Annotated in this window: 22 protein-coding genes; 19 read left to right on the top strand and 3 right to left on the bottom strand. The window is 52.6% G+C overall.

Going from position 1 to position 21,292, the window contains the following annotated elements; translation table 11 throughout:
• The first annotated feature begins 84 nt into the window (after window positions 1–84).
• From NST96_RS19515 to ytfJ, 10 genes are all read left to right on the top strand, one after another.
• A complete protein-coding gene (locus NST96_RS19515) occupies window positions 85–291 on the top strand; it encodes a DUF1657 domain-containing protein (protein WP_003386720.1) in 207 nt (68 codons plus the stop codon).
• 70 nt (window positions 292–361) lie between these two features.
• The gene (locus NST96_RS19510) at window positions 362–1,222 is read left to right on the top strand and encodes a DUF421 domain-containing protein (protein WP_342404323.1); all 861 of its coding nucleotides are present in this window, start codon (window positions 362–364) and stop codon (window positions 1,220–1,222) included.
• A 16-nt stretch (window positions 1,223–1,238) separates the two neighbouring features.
• Window positions 1,239–1,712, top strand: coding sequence for a stage V sporulation protein AC (spoVAC, locus tag NST96_RS19505; protein ID WP_003386718.1), 474 nt, complete (start codon window positions 1,239–1,241; stop codon window positions 1,710–1,712).
• Window positions 1,713–1,715: 3 nt separating this feature from the next.
• Entirely contained in the window at window positions 1,716–2,735 is a 1,020-nt protein-coding gene (spoVAD, locus tag NST96_RS19500) for a stage V sporulation protein AD (protein WP_003386717.1), read from the top strand.
• Window position 2,736: 1 nt separating this feature from the next.
• Window positions 2,737–3,087: a stage V sporulation protein AE gene (gene spoVAE / locus NST96_RS19495; protein ID WP_003386716.1), complete on the top strand. Its 351-nt coding sequence runs from the start codon at window positions 2,737–2,739 to the stop codon at window positions 3,085–3,087.
• 143 nt (window positions 3,088–3,230) lie between these two features.
• A complete protein-coding gene (gene sleB / locus NST96_RS19490; RefSeq protein ID WP_194247002.1) occupies window positions 3,231–3,845 on the top strand; it encodes a spore cortex-lytic enzyme in 615 nt (204 codons plus the stop codon).
• A 67-nt stretch (window positions 3,846–3,912) separates the two neighbouring features.
• Window positions 3,913–4,575 carry a L,D-transpeptidase family protein gene (locus NST96_RS19485; RefSeq protein ID WP_251238200.1) on the top strand — a complete coding sequence of 221 codons (663 nt, stop codon included), beginning with the start codon at window positions 3,913–3,915 and terminating at the stop codon, window positions 4,573–4,575.
• 173 nt (window positions 4,576–4,748) lie between these two features.
• Window positions 4,749–5,714, top strand: a complete 966-nt coding sequence (locus NST96_RS19480; protein ID WP_003386712.1) for an S-layer homology domain-containing protein — start codon at window positions 4,749–4,751, stop codon at window positions 5,712–5,714.
• 69 nt (window positions 5,715–5,783) lie between these two features.
• Entirely contained in the window at window positions 5,784–6,449 is a 666-nt protein-coding gene (locus NST96_RS19475) for a DUF2953 domain-containing protein (RefSeq protein ID WP_171506548.1), read from the top strand.
• A 95-nt stretch (window positions 6,450–6,544) separates the two neighbouring features.
• The gene (ytfJ, locus tag NST96_RS19470; RefSeq protein ID WP_003386710.1) at window positions 6,545–7,003 is read left to right on the top strand and encodes a GerW family sporulation protein; all 459 of its coding nucleotides are present in this window, start codon (window positions 6,545–6,547) and stop codon (window positions 7,001–7,003) included.
• Between the two features lie 75 nt (window positions 7,004–7,078).
• On the opposite strand, the gene NST96_RS19465 is transcribed toward ytfJ, so the two are convergent.
• Window positions 7,079–8,314: a flagellar cap protein FliD N-terminal domain-containing protein gene (locus NST96_RS19465; protein WP_122958216.1), complete on the bottom strand. Its 1,236-nt coding sequence runs from the start codon at window positions 8,312–8,314 to the stop codon at window positions 7,079–7,081.
• A gap of 53 nt (window positions 8,315–8,367) precedes the next feature.
• Entirely contained in the window at window positions 8,368–11,814 is a 3,447-nt protein-coding gene (gene pyc, locus NST96_RS19460) for a pyruvate carboxylase (RefSeq protein ID WP_031933477.1), read from the bottom strand.
• A gap of 128 nt (window positions 11,815–11,942) precedes the next feature.
• Between pyc and NST96_RS19455 the strand changes: the two genes are divergently transcribed.
• The 4 genes from NST96_RS19455 (at window position 11,943) to NST96_RS19440 (ending at window position 14,760) form a co-directional block, all read left to right on the top strand.
• Window positions 11,943–12,392 (top strand): gamma-glutamylcyclotransferase family protein, encoded by a 450-nt coding sequence (locus tag NST96_RS19455; RefSeq protein ID WP_024985674.1) that lies wholly within the window; start codon window positions 11,943–11,945, stop codon window positions 12,390–12,392.
• A 48-nt stretch (window positions 12,393–12,440) separates the two neighbouring features.
• Window positions 12,441–12,974 (top strand): hypothetical protein, encoded by a 534-nt coding sequence (locus tag NST96_RS19450; RefSeq protein ID WP_342404322.1) that lies wholly within the window; start codon window positions 12,441–12,443, stop codon window positions 12,972–12,974.
• 91 nt (window positions 12,975–13,065) lie between these two features.
• Window positions 13,066–13,587, top strand: coding sequence for a thiol peroxidase (tpx, locus tag NST96_RS19445; protein WP_003386705.1), 522 nt, complete (start codon window positions 13,066–13,068; stop codon window positions 13,585–13,587).
• A gap of 171 nt (window positions 13,588–13,758) precedes the next feature.
• Complete coding sequence (locus tag NST96_RS19440; RefSeq protein WP_342404321.1) at window positions 13,759–14,760, top strand: S66 peptidase family protein; 1,002 nt, start codon at window positions 13,759–13,761, stop codon at window positions 14,758–14,760.
• A gap of 23 nt (window positions 14,761–14,783) precedes the next feature.
• On the opposite strand, the gene NST96_RS19435 is transcribed toward NST96_RS19440, so the two are convergent.
• Window positions 14,784–15,080, bottom strand: a complete 297-nt coding sequence (locus tag NST96_RS19435; protein ID WP_003386702.1) for a hypothetical protein — start codon at window positions 15,078–15,080, stop codon at window positions 14,784–14,786.
• A 198-nt stretch (window positions 15,081–15,278) separates the two neighbouring features.
• On the opposite strand from NST96_RS19435, the gene NST96_RS19430 reads away from it, so the two are divergent.
• The 5 genes from NST96_RS19430 to ltrA all read left to right on the top strand — a co-directional run bounded on the left by NST96_RS19430 (window position 15,279) and on the right by ltrA (window position 21,119).
• A complete protein-coding gene (locus NST96_RS19430) occupies window positions 15,279–16,187 on the top strand; it encodes an RluA family pseudouridine synthase (protein ID WP_122959094.1) in 909 nt (302 codons plus the stop codon).
• A gap of 334 nt (window positions 16,188–16,521) precedes the next feature.
• Window positions 16,522–17,457 (top strand): fumarylacetoacetate hydrolase family protein, encoded by a 936-nt coding sequence (locus NST96_RS19425; RefSeq protein WP_003386700.1) that lies wholly within the window; start codon window positions 16,522–16,524, stop codon window positions 17,455–17,457.
• 11 nt (window positions 17,458–17,468) lie between these two features.
• Window positions 17,469–18,635: a homogentisate 1,2-dioxygenase gene (locus NST96_RS19420; RefSeq protein ID WP_039070873.1), complete on the top strand. Its 1,167-nt coding sequence runs from the start codon at window positions 17,469–17,471 to the stop codon at window positions 18,633–18,635.
• Window positions 18,636–18,651: 16 nt separating this feature from the next.
• Window positions 18,652–19,272, top strand: a complete 621-nt coding sequence (locus NST96_RS19415) for a flavin reductase family protein (protein WP_003386698.1) — start codon at window positions 18,652–18,654, stop codon at window positions 19,270–19,272.
• A 548-nt stretch (window positions 19,273–19,820) separates the two neighbouring features.
• A complete protein-coding gene (gene ltrA / locus NST96_RS19410) occupies window positions 19,821–21,119 on the top strand; it encodes a group II intron reverse transcriptase/maturase (RefSeq protein WP_024985477.1) in 1,299 nt (432 codons plus the stop codon).
• Window positions 21,120–21,292 lie beyond the last annotated feature (173 nt).

Here is a 21,292-nt window from a genome sequence, read left to right as displayed (position 1 = left end):
AAATTTTTACAGTTCGCTTTTTTAAAAGCGTGGGATTAAATGCCTGCAGTTGGTTGACTCTATAGGTGCTAGGAGGTGAATCAGATGACAGTTGCATCCCAAGTGAAGCAGACGCTGGCAAGCTTAAAGGGAGCTCAAGCGAATCTGGAACAATTTGCGCTCAGCACCCAAAATCAGCAAGCGAAGCAGTTGTACACACAAGCTGCACAGCAGACAGAGTCGATCGTGACCAATCTGCAGCAGCGCGTTACCGAGCTTGAAAACGAGGAGCCTCAATACAAAGGCTTCTAAGTACCTTTCAGGAAACAGGAGAGGGGCTTCTCTCTCCTCTTCTCTAGTACATGAGCGGGAGGGTTTATGCGTGCCCGATTGGTTAAATATCGCACTGCGCTCACTCGGAGCTGTGGTCTATCTGTTCATCCTGACAAAAATTATCGGCAAGCGTCAAATCAGGCAATTAACGTACATTGAATACATTGTCGGCATTACGATCGGCTCTATCGCCGCCTTCATGGCAACAGAGATGGACGGCCCTATCTACCACAGCCTGATCGCTTTGACGGTGGTAGCAATCTTTCCTGTTTTGTTTGAATGGCTGGCTTTAAAGAGCAAGGTTCTTCGGGATTTTTTTGAGGGAAAAGCGACGATCTTGATCAAGGATGGCAAGGTGTTGGAAGACAACCTGAAAAAAGAGCGGTTGACCTCTGAAGACCTGATGGAGCAGCTGCGAATCAAAAATGTGTTTCGCGTGGCCGACGTCGAATTTGCAGTGATGGAGACCAGTGGAGAATTGAGCGTGCTTTTAAAATCGCAGCATCAGCCAGTGACCCCGCAGCATCTCGAGCTTGAGGTGTCGCCGGCAGAGGAGCCGCAAGCAGTCATCATGGACGGGATGATCATGGATGAGCCGCTGTCGAACATGGGCTTGAACCGTTCCTGGGTACGGGCTGAGCTGCAGAAGGCCGGCGTCGCCCTGGAAAATGTCTTTCTCGGCCAGGTTGACAAAGGCGGTCAGCTATACCTCGATCTGTATGACGACAAAATCAAAGTGGCTGAGCCGCAGGCGTTGAAACTAACCTACGCGCAGTTGAAAAAGTGCCAGGCCGATCTGGAAGTGTTTGCGCTGTCTACGAAAAATCAGCAGCAAAAACTCGTGTACCAAAGAGACGCTGAAGAACTGCAAAAGGTTATGGATCAGGTCAAGCCGCTGCTGACAAGATAGGGAAGAAGGGAAAACAATGGCGGATCAAAAAAAGAAAAAGCTTACCCCCGTCCAGCAGGAGTATCAGCAGTTAGCCAAACGTCACGAGCCCCCTCGCCCTTTGCTGCGCAATTTTACGCGGGCGTTTTTCACAGGGGGGATTATTTGCCTGATCGGGCAAGGCATTCAGGAGATGTTTATCCGGTACTTTGACTTTACGGAAAAGACGGCCGGAAATCCGACAACAGCCGTGCTCATTTTTCTGTCCGCTCTTTTGACAGGGCTCGGTGTATACGACCGGATTGCACAATGGGCAGGAGCCGGGACAAGCGTTCCGGTAACCGGTTTTGCCAATTCGATTGCATCAGCCGCTATCGATCACCGGAGCGAAGGCTTTGTCCTGGGAGTGGGCGGAAACATGTTCAAACTGGCGGGATCGGTGATTGTGTTTGGAGTTTTTTCCGCATTCGTGATCGGGATCGTGAAAACGTTGATCAAAATGGGAGGATAAGCCATGCGACAAGGGCATCAAACATGGGTGTTCCCTTCGAGGCCGGTCATTCTCAGTACGGCTGCCATCGGCGGTCCTTTCGAAGCAAAAGGACCTTTGGGAGAGGATTTTGACATCACGCATGGGGACCTCATGCTTGGACAAGACAGCTGGGAAAAAGCCGAAAAAGTTCTGTTGGAGGAAGCTTGCGACAAAGCATTGGAAAAAGCAGGCCTGCAAAAGGAGCAAGTCCATTTCTTGCTTGCAGGCGATCTGATGAATCAGATCATTACGTCCAGCTTCTCTGCCCGTACATTGGGTATCCCCTACATCGGCCTGTTTGGAGCTTGCTCGACAGCGATGGAAAGCTTGGCGCTTGGTGCGCTATTGGTAGACAGCCAGTCAGCCGACTACGTATTGGCTGCTACCGGAAGCCACAACGGGGCAGCAGAGAAACAGTACCGCTACCCAACCGAATACGGTTCGCAAAAGCCGCCTACAGCCCAGTGGACCGTTACCGGAGCAGGTGCAGCTGTTGTGGGAAACAAGGGGAGCGGGCTGCGGGTTCATGCCGCGACGATCGGCCGCATCGTCGACATGGGGCTGAGCGACCCGTTCAACATGGGGGCGGCGATGGCGCCAGCAGCACTTTCGACGATTGAGACTCACTTCCGCGATATGCGGCTCCCGCACGATCACTACGATCTCGTCGTAACGGGAGATTTGGGAAAGGTCGGTCACCAGATCCTCTCGGAGCTTTTGCCGAAGCATAACGTCGATATTCCGCTGGATCGGTACATCGACTGCGGCAAGCTTATATACGGAGACAATCCGACTGTCTGGTCGGGAGGGAGTGGCTGTGGCTGTGTCGCTACGGTTACATACGGACATCTGTTGCGAAGGATGAGAGAAGGCGAATGGAAACGCATATTGGTCGTCGCTACCGGCGCCCTTTTGTCACCCATCTCCTATCAGCAAGGGGAAAGCATTCCCTGCATTGCTCATGCGGTCGCCATTGAAGCAGAGCATCCGGAGGAGGGGTAGCATGACGTTCCTGTGGGCATTTTTGGTGGGAGGCACGATCTGTTTGATTGGCCAGTTTCTGCTCGACGTCGTCAAATTGACGCCCGCTCACACCATGTCCTCTCTGGTCGTAGCAGGAGCTTTGCTCGATGGATTCGGCTTGTACGAGCCGCTTGTCAAATTCGCCGGAGCCGGGGCCACTGTGCCGATTACCAGCTTTGGCAACGCTTTGGTTCACGGAGCCATGCAGGAAGCGGAAAAACACGGGATTGTCGGCGTGATTACCGGCATATTTGAAGTGACGAGTGCAGGGATTTCGGCGGCGATCGTGTTTGGATTTTTTGCGGCGGTCCTGTTCAAACCAAAAGGATGAAACGAGAAGCATGGGCTTGAGCGATAGACGGCATGTATTGGCAAACATGCCAAAAACCTTGAATTGAACCTGATCTTCTCTCCCGATAGAATGGGGGCTTGAGGAGGGGGATATAGGTGTTTCAGAAAAAAAGCGGGATTGCCCTGTTTTTGTCTGTCCTGGTCGCTTTCTTGCTGGCTGTTCCGGCATCTGCTGCTCCCGTGCTTAAAAAGGGAAGCAGGACCGGTGACGTCTGGGATTTGCAGTATCGTCTGCAGGTGATAGGCCTGTATCAAGGGCCTTTGGATGGAATATACGGAAGCAAGACCACCCAGGCAGTCCGCCAGTTTCAAAAAAAGTACGGGATGCCTGCAGATGGAATTACAGGAAAAATGACATGGAAAAAGCTGAAGAAAGTTACCGTAAATCGATCCGAGATGCAAATGCTGGCCCAATTGGTTTATTCCGAGGCAAGGGGCGAGCCTTATGTCGGACAGGTGGCCGTTGCCGCAGTCGTCATGAACCGCTTGCAATCCAGCAATTTCCCCAACAGTATTCAAGAGATTATTTTTCAGCCTTATGCCTTTACGGCGATTGACGACGGACAATACTGGCTGACACCAGGGAAGACGGCATATCGAGCCGCTTATGAAGCGGTGCGAGGATGGGACCCATCGGGCAATGCCCTGTTCTACTTTAATCCCAAAACAGCGACTTCCAAGTGGATCTGGTCCAGACCTCAGATTAAAAAAATCGGAAGCCATATCTTTGCCAAATAATCGATAGTGATTGCTTTCGTACAGCTTTTCTTCTGATAATCAGATCAAGAAGTGGAGCGATATCAGCATGATGAGAGCCTTTCTGTCTGTCATTTCCGTGCTCATCATCCTCATGGCCTCGCTTGTTCCGGTTCACGCCGAGCAGGCTGATCCGCCAGTCTACATTTATATCAATTTGTGGGAGAACAAGCTGTACCTGCGGACGGATAAGGGGGAAGTACTAGCCTCTTACCGCATAGCACCGGGAGCTGTCGATACGCCCTCGCCCATAGGCCTGTTCACAGTCACGAAAAAATCGCTGAATTGGGGCGGCGGATTTGGTTCTCGCTGGCTGGGAATCAATGTTGAATGGGGGACGTACGGAATTCATGGGACAAATCGCCCTGAGCATATTGGACGGTACGTCAGTCATGGATGCTTCCGGATGAAAAACAAGGACATCGAGAAGCTCTACCCGCTTGTAAAAGTAGGGACCCCCATCATCATAGACGGGCCGATCATGGGGCATGAAAGGCTAACTTATCGGGTATTGGTTCCGGGGTCGCGAGGAGCATTGGTCAAGCTTGTACAAAATCGATTAAAGGCGGCGGGCTATTACAATGGTCCCGTGCATGGTCATTTTGACAAACATTTTGAAAGGGCCGTTTTTCGCTTTCAAAAGAAAGAAGGCCTTGCAGTGACAGGGCAGATCGGTCTGGAGGACCTGGTCTATTTGGGGATCGTCGAGTGAGTGGAGTTGTCCGACGAGTAGATGAATCTACGATGTGGGCAGCTCCTTTTTTACTGCCGCTTTCGGTTCTTGTATACCAACAGAGGCTGGCAATCATTGAGGGTTGTTTTCTGAATATTTTCCTTTACAATAGTACAAAGAGATTTCCAGCAATCGACTACAGGAGGTTGATGATGAAAAAGATGCTGATTCTAGCCTCGCTGGCAGCTGTCATTTTCACGGGCATGCCAAAAGCAGAGGCAGAGACAACACGAGCAAACCTACCATACACCGATGTAGCCGGACATTGGGCAGAGAAGGACATTCAACAATTGTACATAACAGAGGTAATCGGTGATGCCAAGAGTTTCCGCCCAGACGATCCGATCACACGGGCAGAATTGATCACAATGTTTGTAAAAGCCAAAGGAGTCCAGCCAGCAGCACAGGAGGCATCACCCTTTGCGGATATTCCTTCGGGCGATTGGCTCGCGCCATATGCCATAACGGCGTATCGACTCGGCATCGTTCATGGAGAGTATTCAGAGGGAAAACTCGTTTTCAAGCCGGACGAGCTGGTAAGTCGAGAAGAGATGGTGTCGATGCTGATACGGGCAATGGGCGACAGCGGCAAGGTGAATCAGTTGCCTTGGTCCTCCGCGATTCAAACACTGCAGCAGTATCCGGATGGACGCAGCGTGGAAGAGGCTTATCAGCGGTCATTTGCATTTGCCCTGCAAAATCGGTTGGTGAATCCGTACCAGGATGGAAACCTGCAGCCACACCATGAAATAACGAGAGCGGAAGCTGCGACCTATACCGCTATCCACCTTTTGGAAAAAGGAGAAGAACAAAAAGCTCCTACAGGGACTCCCTTCACAAAAAAACTGACGGTTGAGACGACGGCATATACATATCCGGAGGACAAAGCGGAGGCGCTTTCTTATCTGGAATTCCCATTGCGTGTAGGGATTGTAGCCGTGGATCCTGCTGTTATCCCGCTGGGTAGCCATTTGTACATTGAAGGCTATGGGTATGCCGTCGCGGCTGATATCGGGAGCGCGGTGAAAAATAATCGCGTGGACCTGTTTTTCTCTTCGCGGGTGGAAGCCTTGAACCACGGGATTAAAGATGGCGTGACTGTTTACGTCCTCGACTGATAGATTTACCTTTTGCAACATATTTTCCCATCCATTCACTCATACTAACGGTGAAAGGATGGGGTTTTTTTGTTGGGCTGGATACTAATTGGACTCTTCGTATTTATTGTGCTGCTTGCCGCAACGCCTGTACGTATTTCCCTTTACTATGGCAGGGTCAGTGAAAACGATCACCTCGTCGTTGAGGTTTCGGCATGGTTTCACCGGATCCGGCGCAAATATGAGCTGCCGGTCGTGATGGTAAAACAGACGGAAAATGGCCCCGAATTGAAGGCAAAAGTGGAAACGGTGAGACAGGAAGAGAAGACGGCAGAAACGGTAAGAGGTGTAGGGAAGGATCAACTGCAGAAGTGGAAACAGATTTATCAGGTCATACTGGAACGCTTCCATGATTTTAAACCGGTTCTTCAGCAATTTGCCAAGCAGATTCGATGCGAACGGCTGGAATGGCACACTGTTCTGGGAACGGGCGAGGCTGCGGAGACTGGTGCGCTCCTCGGAGCGGTGTGGGGAGTGAAAAGCATTTTGATCGCGCTTTTCTCACACGCCATTTCTTTGCGGAGCATGCCGCGGCTTAGTGTGCAGCCTGTCTGGAATCAACCGGTCATTCGCACCCAAGCGAGGTGCATTCTCCACTTTTTCCTCGGCCATGTCTTGGTAATGGGGCTCCGTCTGCTGTTTCGCTTGAAAAAGGGGCGTGTCCACAAATGGGAGACGAGTCCCTCCGGGGCGTAGGAAAAGCGTACATGGCCTGTTCTTCTTTTGGGCAAGCTACTAGTTGTAAACAGTTTGCGCAAAACTGCATTTCACCCCAGTAAGGAGGAAATGATATGGCAGACCATCCCATTCAGGGTTTGATGAGAACGGCTATGGAAAATATCAAACAAATGGTTGATGTGAATACGATTATTGGCGACCCGGTGGAAACGCCGGACGGAAGTGTGATTCTGCCGATCTCCAAGGTTGGCTTCGGCTTTGCGGCAGGGGGCAGTGAGTTTCAATACGAGCGCGATCATCCGGGTGTGATCGGGCATCCTTTTGGCGGCGGAAGCGGGGGCGGCGTATCGATTACGCCTGTTGCATTCCTGGTCGTGGGCAAACAGGGCATCCGCTCCATTCCTCTCGAAAATTCCACTCATCTGTATGACCGTATTTTGGACAGCATCCCTCAATTCGTGGAGAAAATGCAGGGGATGTTCGGCAAAAAGGAAGAGGCCCCGGTCTCTTCGACTACCATCGTGACCAATGTCGATGAGCACGATCTGGAAGAACTGATTGAGCGAAGCTGATTGTTGGGGCATGAGGCAAAACGAAAAAGACAGGTTGGCCGCGCGGGGGCACACCTGTCTTTTTGTTTGGGATATTCACCACAACTGATTGATGATCAAGCCCGTGTAAACCGCTTGCCGGTAGAAGTGATTGGGCAAAAGAAACGAGGAGAATGCTCGACCCGAAGCATCTTCTTCGTTGAAGCCTGTCAAATTGGCAGGGGAAGCCGTCCTCCATTTTCCCGTCTCCCTTTCGACCAGTTGAGACACCTTGGATACGTCTTGTACAAAAGCAGAAAAATCGCGCTCGACAGAACGGGTCAGCGTCTCCTCGTCCAATTTCAACTGACCGTTGGGAGCAATGTGCAATCCGTAATCAGCAAGCCCCGATTGAACAGTCCGGGCAATCTGCTCCAGTGATGCAGGGAGTATGGTCGTGAAAAGGTTCGGCCTTTCTTCTACGAAAGCATGCAAGCGATTATAACGAGTCACCAGTTCCCGGGTTTTCTCCAGCAAGAGTTCGCTGTCCGGCTGGATAACCAGGGATGCTTTGCCCGGCTGGAGCAGGGTTGCGGCGACCTTTCCAGAAAGCTCCACCTGGTTGGAGGGGGAGCCGCTACGCATCCCGTCCAGATCGTATTCGGCATCGGAGGCTTTCATAGCGACCTGATCGAGTCCGAGAGTGCGAACCACGGCCCCGTCTATATCGCGTAGCTGAAAAGCATGCTTTGCCCCCGTATGACTGGAGCGGAGGACCATCCGGCTCATCGTCTCTGAATATTCGATTGAAGCAGCCAGATCTGCCTGATGGATGACACCTGCCAAACGCTTAAGCAATTGTTCATGCGAATCGTCTTGCTTTGCCTGGATGGCGAGGATGTTCTCCTGTTGACCGATCGTCAGGGAAAACGTATACACGCCGGGGGGCAAGAGGGAAGGGCCGCTGCTTTCAGCCATGATTCCCCGATTTGTCTGCTGCGTTGCCAGGCGGATGACATCCAATTGGTAGCTGCCCGGCTCTGCCCCGGGGGCGGCTTTTGCCTGAGCGCGTTCCGGGTGGGAGCTCACTGCAACTCGCGCGTGCAGCACACTGTTTCTTCGCGAAGGGTCAAATTGCTTGGCAGCCTGGCTTAATTCGGCCGTATAACGATATAGCTGGGAGAGGGAGTCAGCCATGTCTGTCATCCATTGCTGTTGGCGCGTATAAAAGGGCTGCAGGCTGTATCCGACAATGGGCTGGACAGGACCGCTCAATTTGGCTTGAATCATCTGAAAGTGGTATGGACCCACCCGCCTGCTGTACGGAATCTGGCTGACCTGTGCTAGACGCACACCCATCTCCTCCTTTCACTTGCGTTTCATCTCCCTACCATTATAAGGCAATCCTATTCCATTTCAACAAGCAAGTCACCCGTTTCGATCGCATCTCCCGCTTTTACATGAACGGCTTTGATTTTCCCGTCCATTGGCGCTTGAATGGTGGTCTCCATTTTCATCGCTTCGCTGACCAAAAGATGCTCTCCCTTGCGTACCTTGTCGCCTGCTGTAACGAGAACTTTCAAGACTTTGCCCGGCATGGACGCGCCGAGCTGTCCGGGATCTTGCGGGTCGGCTTTGCGGCGGGCCAGCTCCGAGACCTTTGCAGCGTGATCGCGGATGAAAATTTCCCGCGGTTGGCCGTTCAATTCAAAATACATGATGCGCCGTCCGTCCGGATGCAGCTCGCCTACGGCGACAAGCTTGATAATCAGCGTTTTTCCGCGCTCGATCGTGATTGCCGTCTCTTCTCCCGGACGAAGGCCGTAGAAGAAGGTCGGGGTATTGAGCACGGACAAATCGCCGTATTCCTTCAAGCTTTGGTCATACTGTAGAAACACCTGCGGGTACATGATGTAGGACAGGACATCCAGTTCTGTCGCCTCCCGCCCGATTTTCTCTGTCAGTTCCAACGCTACCTTGTCAAAGTCTACCGGTGCCAGAAGCTCTCCCGGACGAGTCGTAAAGGAGTCTCGTCCCTTCAAGACGAGCGCCTGCAGTTCTTTCGGGAATCCGCCCGGAGGCTGTCCCAGGTACCCCTGGAAGAACTGAATGACAGAGTCGGGGAAATCGAGCCGCTCGCCTTTTTCCCAGATGTTTTCTTCGTTCAGTCCGTTTTGAACCATGAACAGCGCCATATCTCCGACTACCTTGGAGGACGGTGTGACCTTGACGATGTCGCCGAACATCTGATTGACAGTAGCGTACATCTGTTTTACCTCGTCCCAGCGGCCTTCCAGTCCGACAGCTTTCGCCTGCTGCTCGAGGTTCGTATACTGGCCGCCCGGCATTTCATGGATGTAAACCTCGGTATTGCTTGCTTTCATTCCGCTCTCGAATCCTTGGTAGTAGGGGCGGACATCCTCCCAGTAATCGGAAAGCTTGTTGAACGCGTCGAGGGATAGACCCGTATCCCGTTCGGTATGCTCGAGCGAAGCGATCAATCCGTTCAGGCTGGGCTGGGAAGTAAGCCCCGACATGGAGCTGACGCACGCGTCGACGATATCGACGCCGGCTTCAATCGCTTTTACGAGCATCGCGCCGCCGTTTCCGGACGTGTCATGCGTATGCAAATGGATCGGGATGCCGATCTCCTGCTTGAGAGCCCGCACCAGCTCGTAGGCTGCGTACGGCTTGAGCAGTCCGGCCATGTCTTTGATCGCGAGGATATGGGCTCCTGCCTTCTCCAGCTCCTTGGCCAGATCGACGTAATAGCGCAGCGTGTATTTGGTCTTCGATGGATCGAGAATGTCGCCGGTGTAGCAGATCGCCGCTTCGGCCACCTTGCCCGAATTGCGGACGGCTTCGATCGCTGTCTGCATGCCCGGCAGCCAGTTGAGGCTGTCAAAGATGCGGAAGACGTCGATGCCGTTCTCGGCGGACGCTTTCACGAAAGCGTGAATCACATTGTCCGGATAGTTGGTGTAGCCGACCGCATTTGCGCCGCGCAAAAGCATCTGGAACAAAATGTTGGGAATGCGCTGACGAAGTATTTGCAGACGCTCCCACGGCGATTCTCTGAGGAAGCGCATCGACGTGTCGAACGTGGCCCCGCCCCACATCTCCAGGGAGAAGAGGTCTGCTCCCAGCTTGCCGGTCGCTTCAGCGACAGCTGCCAAATCGTACGTCCGGACGCGAGTCGCAAACAGCGACTGATGGGCGTCGCGGAAGGTGGTGTCGGTTACGAGCACGCGCTTCTGCTCCTGAATCCACTTCACGAGGCCGTCTGCGCCTTCGCGCTCCAGAATTTGCTTGGTTCCGTCCGGATACGGCTGGGCAAAGGGAGTGCGCGGGATGCGCGGCGTATCGAAGTGCGGCTTCTTGTCCTGCGTGGACAGCCCCGGATAGCCATTGACAATCGTGTTGCCGATGTAGCTTAGAAGCTTGGTGCCGCGGTCTTGACGTCCCGGGAAAATGAACAGCTCCTGCTTCGTATCGATGAAAGACGTATCGTATTGTCCGCTGAGAAAATCGGGATGCGTCACTACATTTTCCAGGAACGGAAGATTTGTTTTGACACCGCGGATGCGGAATTCCCGCAGCGTTCTGAGCATTTTCCGGGCGGCCTGGTCAAAAGACGTGCCGTATGTGGAGATCTTCACCAGGAGCGAATCGTAGTACGGTGTAATAATCGCCCCCGGATAGCCGTTTCCGCCGTCAAGCCGCACCCCGAAGCCTCCGCCTGAACGCCATGCCAGCAAGCGCCCGGCGTCGGGCAGGAAGTTGTTTTCCGGGTCTTCTGTCGTCACCCGGCACTGTATCGCGTAACCGCTCATCTTGATCGCTTCCTGGGAGGCAATGCCAATTTCCGGATCAGACAGGCTGTGCCCTTCGGCAATGCGGATTTGCGCCTGCACGATATCAATGCCTGTGATCAGCTCGGTAATCGTATGTTCCACTTGAATGCGCGGGTTTACTTCGATAAAGTAAAATTGACCGTCGGGCGTGAGCAAAAACTCGACCGTACCCGCGTTGGAGTAACCGGCTTCCTTCATCAATTTCAAGGCAGACTGGCAGATTTCCTCGCGCAGCGCATCATCCAGGGAAAGGCTTGGCGCGACTTCGACCACCTTTTGATGGCGGCGCTGCACGGAGCAGTCCCGTTCGAACAGATGCACAATATTGCCGTGTGCATCGCCGAGAATCTGCACTTCAATATGCTTGGGGTTTTCCAAATAACGCTCCAGATACACCTTGGCGTTGCCAAAGGCGGAGCGAGCTTCGGAACGGGCCCGGTCCAGAGCATCCTGGAGCTCATCCTGGCTTCGCACGATCCGCATGCCGCGGCCGCCTCCGCCAGAGACCCCCTTGATGATTATCGGATAGCCGTGCTCCTTGGCAAACAAAAGGGCTTCCTGAAGGGTTTCGATCGGCTCGGGTGTACCCGGAATAACGGGAATGCCTGCTTCGATGGCCATTCGGCGCGCTTCGACTTTGTCTCCAAACTTGTCGATCAAAGTGGAGGAAGGGCCAATAAAGATGATGCCTTCTTCAAGACAGCGCTGGGCAAACTCCGCATTTTCCGCGAGAAATCCATAGCCCGGGTGAATCGCATCGATATCGTTGCGCTTGGCAATTTCGATAATGCTCTCAATGTCCAGATAGGCTTCAATGGGACCTTTTCCGGCGCCTACCAGATACGACTCGTCCGCCTTGAAACGATGGATGGACACGTTGTCTTGCTCGGAATAGATCGCTACAGTGCGAATGCCCAGTTCAGTTGCTGCGCGGAAAATCCGAATGGCGATTTCCCCGCGGTTGGCGACCAGCAGCCGGTTGATTTTTCTCTTTGTCATGGTTTCTCCCCCTTTTTTACCCTAAGCACTTGTAAAGTGAATATTATATATAGAGTAAATATACAAAATTGCAGATACAGAAACACCCCTTTTTTTTCTGAAAAATCCTGAAGTAGGTGTAAATATTCATGACGAGAATCCTGCCCGTGTTCGTATATGGCTCTCTGCTTCCCGGTTTCGGCAACCACAATAGGTATGTCAAGCCTTACCCGCATACGCTTCAGCCTGCGATAGTACGGGGACATTTGTACCATTTTTCTGCCGGTTATCCCGGCTTGCTGCGGGGCGAATCGGGGACTGTGAAAGGAGCGCTGCTCACATTTTCCAAAGACGTCTATGAAGAAGCACTGGCCGGACTGGACGAGCTGGAGGACTATTTCGGACCAGGCGACCCTCGCAATGAGTATGAACGGGTGGAGGAAAGTGTCATGAAAATGCCTGGAGGAGAAGAAATCCGGGCATTCCTCTACAGGTATCTAAAGGAAGACTGGGCCAGACGGGAAGGGATTTACATTCCGTCGGGAGATTGGGCCGGGTTTATCAAAGACAGGCAGAGGGACAGCAGGCAGGGTGAATAGCAGCTACCGGATTTGCCCAAAATGGTAGGGAAAGGAGGGGACCCTGCCATGGACTTTTTGCAAAAGACCCCGGCCGAAATTTGGCGCATGCTGATACCGCCTGCAAACTGGATGTTTTGTGAAGAGATGCCAGAGGACGAGCTGATCTTTCATTATCGCGATTCGATTTACTTTATCAACGAGGACGGATCGGTGCTGGCTCTGCCGAAGCCGGCGTGTTTTGAACAGCTCGATCTGGAAACGCTGCTGGAATGGCTGGCAACGTCGGAGGAGACTGTCGATTTCGACGATAACGGGGAATTTGATTACGGCTTTGTACTGAAGCAGATGGGATTCGTCGTTACGACCCGCAGGCCCCGTGAAACAAGTTCGTTTCAAATTGAAATCATCAACACGGTTCTCCCGCAATCGATGTGCACGCGCTACGAGCTGAAAAAAGTAAGCTTTATATTAGCGCTGTATCACGCCCTCATGCGCTGCCATGAGCTGAACAGGCGGAGCGGCTGGGAGTACGAGCACGAAATCAAAAGCATTACCAAACTTGAACAAAATCAGATCGGCGGATTGCGACTGAATCTGTAATTTCCCTGTTTCCATAGTGAAAATCGTAGAAAAATGAGGTATGATTGAGAAGGTACATAACCTACTATCATTTTGTGAGGAGGAAGATTTGATGACATCTGCAGTAGAACGCCATGGCGCATTTACCTTCAAAGGCAACCCGGTTACCTTGCTCGGACCTGAAATAAAGGTAGGGGACACCGCTCCTAATTTTACCGTATTGGCTAACAACCTGACCCCTGTGACTCTGGATGATTCCAAAGGCACTGTACGCGTGATCTCTGTCGTTCCGTCTCTGGATACTGGCGTGTGCGACGCGCAAACCCGCCGTTTTAACGAAGAAGCTGCAAAGCTGGACGGCGTAACCATCCTGACGATCTCTGTCGACCTGCCGTTCGCGCAAAGCCGCTGGTGCGGTGCTGCCGGCATCGACAAGGTGCAAACGCTGTCTGACCACCGCGACCTCTCCTTTGGTCTGGCATACGGCGTAGCGATCAAAGAACTGCGTCTTCTGTCTCGTGCAGTCTTTGTCGTGGATGCAAACGACAAAGTCGTTTACGCAGAATACGTTCCGGTTGTCGGCGATCATCCGAACTACGAAGCTGCGATCGAAGCAGCCAAAGCGGCGAAGTAATCGATTCCCGCCAACATTTTTGCGTCTACTGTCAAAAATACCAGCCTCCTTCCACGTGAAGGAGGTTTTTTTATGGAAAATGTTGTTTGCCCCTGTATAATAAATGAACAAATCATAACGCGTCTACATTCAGGGCAGGCAAAGAACGAATAGCCGCGAGGAGTGAGGGAAATGAGGCCAGATAAATTAAAGAGAGGCGACGAAGTCCGAGTGATTGCCCCGAGCAGAAGCATGGCGATCCTGTCGCAGGACGTGAGAGAGCGGGCGCAAAAAAGATTGGAATCGATGGGCCTAACGGTAACGTATGGAAAACATGTGGAGGTTTGCGACGAGTTTGTTTCCAGTTCAGTCGAAGAGAGGCTGCAAGACCTCCATGAAGCGTTTGCCGATAAGAACGTAAAAGGTATTTTGACAGTGCTGGGCGGATTCAACAGCAATCAGCTGCTTCGCGGCATCGATTATGAGTTGATCCGAAGCAACCCCAAAATACTGTGCGGGTACTCGGACATCACGGCACTGTCCAATGCGATCTATGCCAAAACAGGATTGATTGGCTTCTCGGGCCCTCATTTCTCCACATTCGGAATGAAAAAGGGAGCCGAGTACACGATCCGCCTCTTTCAAAGCTGCTTGCTGGAGGGGGAAGCGGGGGCGGCTAGAGAAGCCGAAGCGGGACCGCTCCAAATCACGCCTGCCTCTGAATGGAGTGACGACGAATGGTATTTGGATCAGGAAAATCGCAGCTTTATCCCGAATGAGGGCTACCTTTTGATTCAGGAAGGAGAGGCGGAAGGGACACTCATCGGCGGCAATCTGTGTACGCTCAATCTGCTGCAGGGTACAGAGTACATGCCTGACTTGCAAGGAGCGATTCTGTTTATCGAGGACGACCGGGATGTGTCTCCTTCGACGTTTGACCGGGATTTGCAATCATTGATTCATCAGCCGTCCTTTTTCGGCGTGAAAGGAATCGTCATCGGCCGGTTTCAAAAAGCTTCGCAAATGACCCGGGAAAAGCTCGTCCGGATCATCCGCAGCAAACCGGAGCTGGCAGCCATGCCGGTGGTCGCCAATGCTGACTTTGGGCATACCAGTCCGATGATCACGTTTCCGATCGGCGGCAAGGCCAAAGTGACAGCGAGCAGCGGTCAGGTGTCACTTTGGATAAAGTAGGTTGCCGACAGACCGGAGCCTTGTCAGCAGTACAGATCGCGTCCCCCGCGAAGCTGCAAATACGCTTCCTTCAGCCACGGATGGATCACTCGAAGCTTGGTGCGCTGCGCCCATAAATAGTCAAGGTAAACGAAGGCGGCGTCGGCCAAGCGAGGATCGACATGGAATTGCTCAGCCAATCGAATCGCTTCTTTGGCGACTCGCTCGGTATGCTCGGCAATATGATCAAGCTGGTGGTAACGAAGCAGCGAAAGAGCGTCTTGTCGGACGTTTCCGCCAAATGGAAAGTTCTTTATCCATGTGGAAAAGCTTTTGTCCATTTTCATCGACTCCTGAAGGTTTCTCCTCTGTATGGGGATAGAAGACCCGGTCTTCTGTGCATTGTTTTCATATTGCGATACAATTGGAAAACCGTGGGGGGTTTAAAAGGGCTTTCCCACATCAGTGGCCTTCGACAGGACGCGCACAGCTGTTTTTGATATACTGGCAGGAGTTGAAGCGACAGAAGGTGTGACTGCATGTTGGAAGAGCTTTTGCAAATAACAGCCGCCAAACGGCATGAAGGCATGACCATCCGCGACGTGCTGCAAAAAGACTTCGGCGTCTCCCGGCGCTTGCTGGTCAGGGCGAAGTACCAGGGGGATATTACGCGAAACGGTGTTTCCGTCTATGTGACAGAGCGGTTGAAAGAGGGAGATGTCGTTCGCGTACTCGTCCCGGCCGAAGAAGAAATGCTCGCACCCGAACCGATGGACTTGAATATTCGCTACGAGGACGAGGACATTTTGGTCATCGCCAAACCGGCGGGACTCGTCGTCCACCCGACGGGGAATCACAGCAGCCATACACTGGCAAACGGCGTGGCGCACTACTGGCAGGAGCGGGGAGAGCAGCGGAAATTCCGTCCGGTCAATCGTTTGGACAAAGACACGTCAGGACTGATGATCGTAGCCAAAAACCAGTGGGCGCACGAGCAGTTCAGCCGTCTCCAAAAGGAACGCCAGCTGCACCGATACTATATAGCCATCGTCGAGGGTGTGTGCGATGAGACAGAAGGTGTCATTGACGAGCCGATCGGTCTTCGCGACGACTCCATCATTGCGAGGGAGGTTCGAGCGGATGGCCAGCAGGCCGTAACCCGTTTCAGGGTCAGGCAGCGGGGAGCTGGCATGAGCCTGGTGGAGCTGAAGCTGGAAACGGGACGAACGCATCAGATCAGGGTCCATATGAGCCATCTGGGTTATCCGTTAGCAGGCGATGACATGTACGGGGGGAGCAGAGCCCACATCGGGCGGCAAGCGCTGCATGCAACGAGGCTCCATTTTGCCCATCCTCGGACGGGACAGGAAATGGAGTGGACGGAGCCGCTGCCGGAGGATATGGCCTTGCTGTACAGGACGTTTTTTGCCGGCGAGGGACTGGCATGAAATAGCTGGAGTGAAAAACGTATAGATAAAACCGTTTATAGAAAAAACGCTTTTGCCTCTGGCAACCGAAAAGCGTTTCCGGTATGATAAATATACCAATGAAAAAACAGTGAGCAATGGAAATTGCTGGTCGTCTGCGGGGGAATTCCCGCAAGGTCTTCTTCGTTAGCAGACTGAGCCCAGCGTACGTCAATAAGCTTGATCGGGTGCCCGCGAAAATGGATGATACCGTTTTCGGGCTCCTTGCTTCAGCTTGTTCGTATGCTGGGCTTTTTTGCTTTCATTTGCTTGTCTGAAGCCGGGGCTGGGGCCCGTAGGAGAGGAGGGAGAGCATGTGAAGCTGGTATCGTATCGAATGCAAGAACAGCAGGCGTGGAGAGCCGGAATCTTGCGGGAGGACCGCATCGTAGACATCGCCTCCAGCCTGGCGGGGGCGCCGCCGGGGATGCTGGAGCTGCTGGATGAGTGGGAGAGGTGGATAGAGCCCTTGCAGCTTCTGTCACAACAGGCTGGGACTCCTGCCGAAGGGCAGTCTTTTCCTTTAGAAGCTGTCTTGCTTGGATCGCCGCTGCCTCGTCCCCGAAGCTTTCGGGATTTTTACTCGTTTGAAGCGCATGTCAAGACGGCTCGCGCACGCCGCGGGCTGGAGATGATTCCGCAATGGTATCATTTCCCCGTCTTCTATTTTTCCAATGCAGCCGCCTTTGTCGGCCCGAATGCTTATGTGAAAAAGCCAGCGACGACCAAATGGCTCGACTATGAATTGGAGCTTGCCTGCGTAATCGGCAAGGAGGGCGTTGACATCCCTGTCGAGCAGGCGGATCGCTACATCGCCGGTTACTGCATCCTGAACGATTGGAGCGCACGCGACCTTCAGCGGGAGGAAGTAAAGGTAGGGCTGGGCCCGGCAAAAGGCAAGGACTTTGCCACTTCCATGGGTCCGTGGCTCGTTACGCCAGACGAGCTCGCCGATGTTTGCATAGCCGGCGAGGAAGGCAATCGCTTTGCGCTGACGATGGTCGCAAGAGTGAACGGCATCGAGCTGTCCCGCGGCTATTTTCAGGACATTCACTACACGTTTGCCCAGATGATCGCCCGCGCTTCCGCTGATTGTCCGCTTTACCCCGGCGATGTCATCGGTTCGGGTACAGTCGGGACGGGGTGCATCCTCGAGCTGGGGACGGAGCGCCACCGATGGCTGGAAGCCGGTGACGTGGTGGAGCTGGAGGTCGACAGGCTCGGCGTATTACAAAACATCATTTCCGAATAGGAGGGTTCGCAATGGCATTTTACCACCGCTTGGGGGAGATTCCGAAGAAGCGGCATACGATGTTTCACAAGCCAAACGGGGAGCTGTACCGGGAACAGGTCATGGGAACAAAAGGCTTTTCCGGCATTCAATCGATTTTGTATCACCATCATCCGCCGACCCAGGTCCGCTCGACGAAAAGGGTTGCCGACGTAAAGCCGGAATATGTCGAGCAAGCCGATCTCAAGCATCAGCATTTCAAGACGTTCGATGCGCCGGCAGGAGGCGACCCTGTTTCGGGCAGAACGTATTTGTTGGGCAATAGCGACGTCGTGCTCGGCGTTTGCGTTCCTACAGACGAGATGAACTACTTTTACCGGAATGCGGACGGGGATGAACTTCTGTTCGTCCATCAGGGAGAAGGCGAGCTGCAGACGATTTTCGGAACGATTCCGTACTGCCCGGGAGATTATTTGGTGATTCCGATCGGTACCACCTACCGGATTGAAATGAAGACGCCGAGCCGATTCCTCGTCATCGAATCCCAGAACGAGATCGTTCCGCCCAAGCGCTACCGCAACGAGCACGGGCAATTGTTGGAACATTCGCCGTTTTGCGAAAGGGATATCCGCGTGCCGGAGAGGCTGGATACACATGTAGAGGAGGGCTCCTTCGAAGTTCGGGTCAAGCGTCAGTCCACCTTATACAGCTACATGTTTGATTTTCACCCTTTTGATGTGGTGGGCTGGGATGGATATCTCTATCCGTACGCGCTCAGCATTCACGATTTTGAGCCGATCACCGGAAGGATTCATCAGCCGCCGCCTGTTCATCAGACCTTCGCCGGGCAAAATTTCGTCGTCTGTTCCTTTGTGCCGAGACTGTACGACTATCATCCGCAGGCGATTCCCGCCCCTTACTTTCACAGCAATGTAGAAAGTGACGAGGTGCTGTATTACGTCGACGGCAATTTTATGAGCCGCAAAGGCATCTATGAAGGGTCCATCACGCTCCATCCAATGGGCATTCCGCACGGGCCCCACCCGGGGAAAGTGGAAGCGAGCATCGGCAAAAAGGAGACGAAGGAGCTGGCGGTCATGCTGGATACCTTCAAACCGCTGTATGTGACGAAGCAGGCATTGGAGATCGAAGACCCGGACTATATGAACAGCTGGCTTCCACCTGTGTCGCCGGAGTGAAAAGGGGTGTTTTTTCGTGGAAATCGACATCAGCGCAATCGAACGACAGGACAAATACAAGCTGCTGATCGGCTGCATCGTACCGAGGCCGATCGCCTGGGTGACCTCGATCGGCCGAGCCGGTGTCCTGAATGCGGCTCCGTTCAGCTATTTCAATGTGGCGAGCATTGAACCGATGATGGTTTCCATTGCGGTCATGCGCAAGCCAGGCAGTGTCAGAAAGGATACTGCTCGCAACATCGCGGAAACAAAAGAGTTCGTCGTCAATATGGTGGACGTCTGCAATGTTGACGTTGCCAATGAAACCTCTGCCGACTTTCCTCCAGAGATAGGGGAAGTGGATGCGCTCGGGCTGGCCACCGAGCCAAGTGCGGTCGTACGTCCGCCCCGGCTGGCCGACTCTCGCATCCACTTTGAGTGCAGGCTCCATCAAATCGTCACACTGGGCGATCCTGTCACGTCCGACCTGATTATCGGCGAAGTCGTTCACGTCCATGTGGAAGACCGTTTGTACCAGAACGGGAAAATCGACATCGAAGCCTTTGCTCCTGTCAGCCGTCTGGCAGGACAATCATATGCCAGGCTGGGTGAGCTTTTTGAACGTCCGCGGCCGGTGTACCAATCGAATAGCAAGTAAAGACCGTCTGCGGACGGTCTTTATTATTTGGAGCGTGCCCAGCAAGCCGTTAATTGCTAGTTGGTGAAAGTCCAACCGAGGCAGGAGCCAAGTCACCTCGTAGCTGACAGGCAACTGGTGGAGAAATCCTAAGGTTGAAGCCCTGTGACAAAGTAACTCGAAAGAGTGCGAGCAAATCAGCAGGCCGTAACATAAAGTGAATCCTGCAGCCTCGTTAAGAAAGACCACCGAGAGGTGGACAAAGGGAAGCCGAGCTTGTTTCATATGGGCGAAGGCCAAGGACGGTGTGGAGAACTTGGAATACAGCACCTATGAATCCCTCGGGGTATGGGGAGCGGTATGTTGAGAAAGTAGTTAACGGAACTGGGGAGACCCTACTCTGCACGCCCCGTCAGGAGCGTAAAACGGAAACCTATAACCGTAAGGGAAGTGGTGGATGGCAGAGAGGGAGTCGGAGGGGTTCATAGTACCGATGAACATAAGGACAACACAACCTTATGGAGGGAAGGAGCCCTGCTTTGTTCACGGGTCGAAGGAGGTAAGAGTGAGTGAATGCAAGTAAACTTGCTAACTACACCGATGTAAAAGCTCGACAACTTTGGACAACCCTATATCTTTGTGCCAAGGCAAACTCAAAACGGCGATTTCATGCCTTGTATGACAAAATCTACCGCCCGGATATTCTAGCGACAGCTTGGAGGAGAGTAAAAGCAAATAAAGGGAGCGGAGGAATCGACGGACAATCCATCGCACAGATTGTGGAGGAGTATGGGGAGAGCCGTTTTCTTAACGAGATCTATCTAGATTTAAAAGAAAAGCGGTATCGTCCACATCCGGTTCGTCGAACTTACATCCCTAAACCGGATGGCAAGAAACGTCCACTCGGCATCCCGACGATCAAGGATCGGGTGGTCCAAATGGCTACTAAGCTAGTCATTGAACCGATCTTTGAAGCTGATTTTCGGGACTGTTCTTATGGCTTTCGGCCAGGAAGAAATGCTCACCAGGCAATTGCACAGATACGCAAAGCAAGCAAGAGGTGTTATTGGGTCGTAGATGTTGACATTAAAGGGTATTTCGACAACATCAACCATGAGAAGTTGATGAAACTGGTCGAAATGAGAATCAGCGACAGACGTGTTCTGAAACTTATCCGACAATGGCTGCAGGCTGGGGTCATGGAAAATGATCAATTCCATGAAACAGAACTGGGAACTCCGCAAGGAGGGGTAATCTCGCCTCTTCTTTCAAACATCTATCTAAACTACATGGACACCATTTGGGAAAATCAATTCTCCCATCTTGGCACACTTATCCGCTATGCGGATGACTTCGTTATCATGTGCAGAACCAAACAAGAAGCATTGGAAAGCATTCAAGTGCTGATGGCTATTCTAAACAAGCTGGAGCTTAGTCTCAGTAAAGAGAAATCTAGACTCGTTAATATTTGGGACAATTCCACTGGGTTTGACTTTCTTGGGCTGCACCATCGCAAATTCCCCGTGTTCAACAAAGGGGGGAGCAAGGTATTTGCTATGTCTCATGTACCAGCTAAGAAAGCAATGAAGGAAATGAGACGTAAAATTAAGGAATACACTGCACCAAGGAACAAACTGTTTCTGTCTCTAGAAGAGCTAGTGAAAGGGCTAAATCGCAAGCTAAGGGGGTTCAAGAACTACTACTTCATCTCGCCCATCGCCAAACGATGGGCAAGACGGATAGACTGGTATGTGATTGAACGCCTTACAATCTTCTGCAACAAGAAAAGAAGCAAGCGGAATAAACATGCCGGAAAGCTGAAGGTCATACAAAACACGCAGGGTAGTTTATTGAAATTAGCCGGATAAAGTAAGCCGAATGCCAAAGAAAGAAGAACATCGGAAAGCCGTATGAGGGAAAACCTCACGTACGGTTTGATGAGGGGGAGCTGAAATGAGCAAGGCGACCATACGGTCGCCCGAAAGTTTCAGTTCTCTACTCTACAAATCAAGCACAACCTTGGGCTTTCGGCACATAAACT

Source organism: Brevibacillus sp. FSL K6-2834, from assembly GCF_038592925.1.
Classification (GTDB): Bacteria; Bacillota; Bacilli; order Brevibacillales; family Brevibacillaceae; genus Brevibacillus; species Brevibacillus borstelensis.
This window is presented reverse-complemented; position numbering and strand designations above follow the sequence as displayed.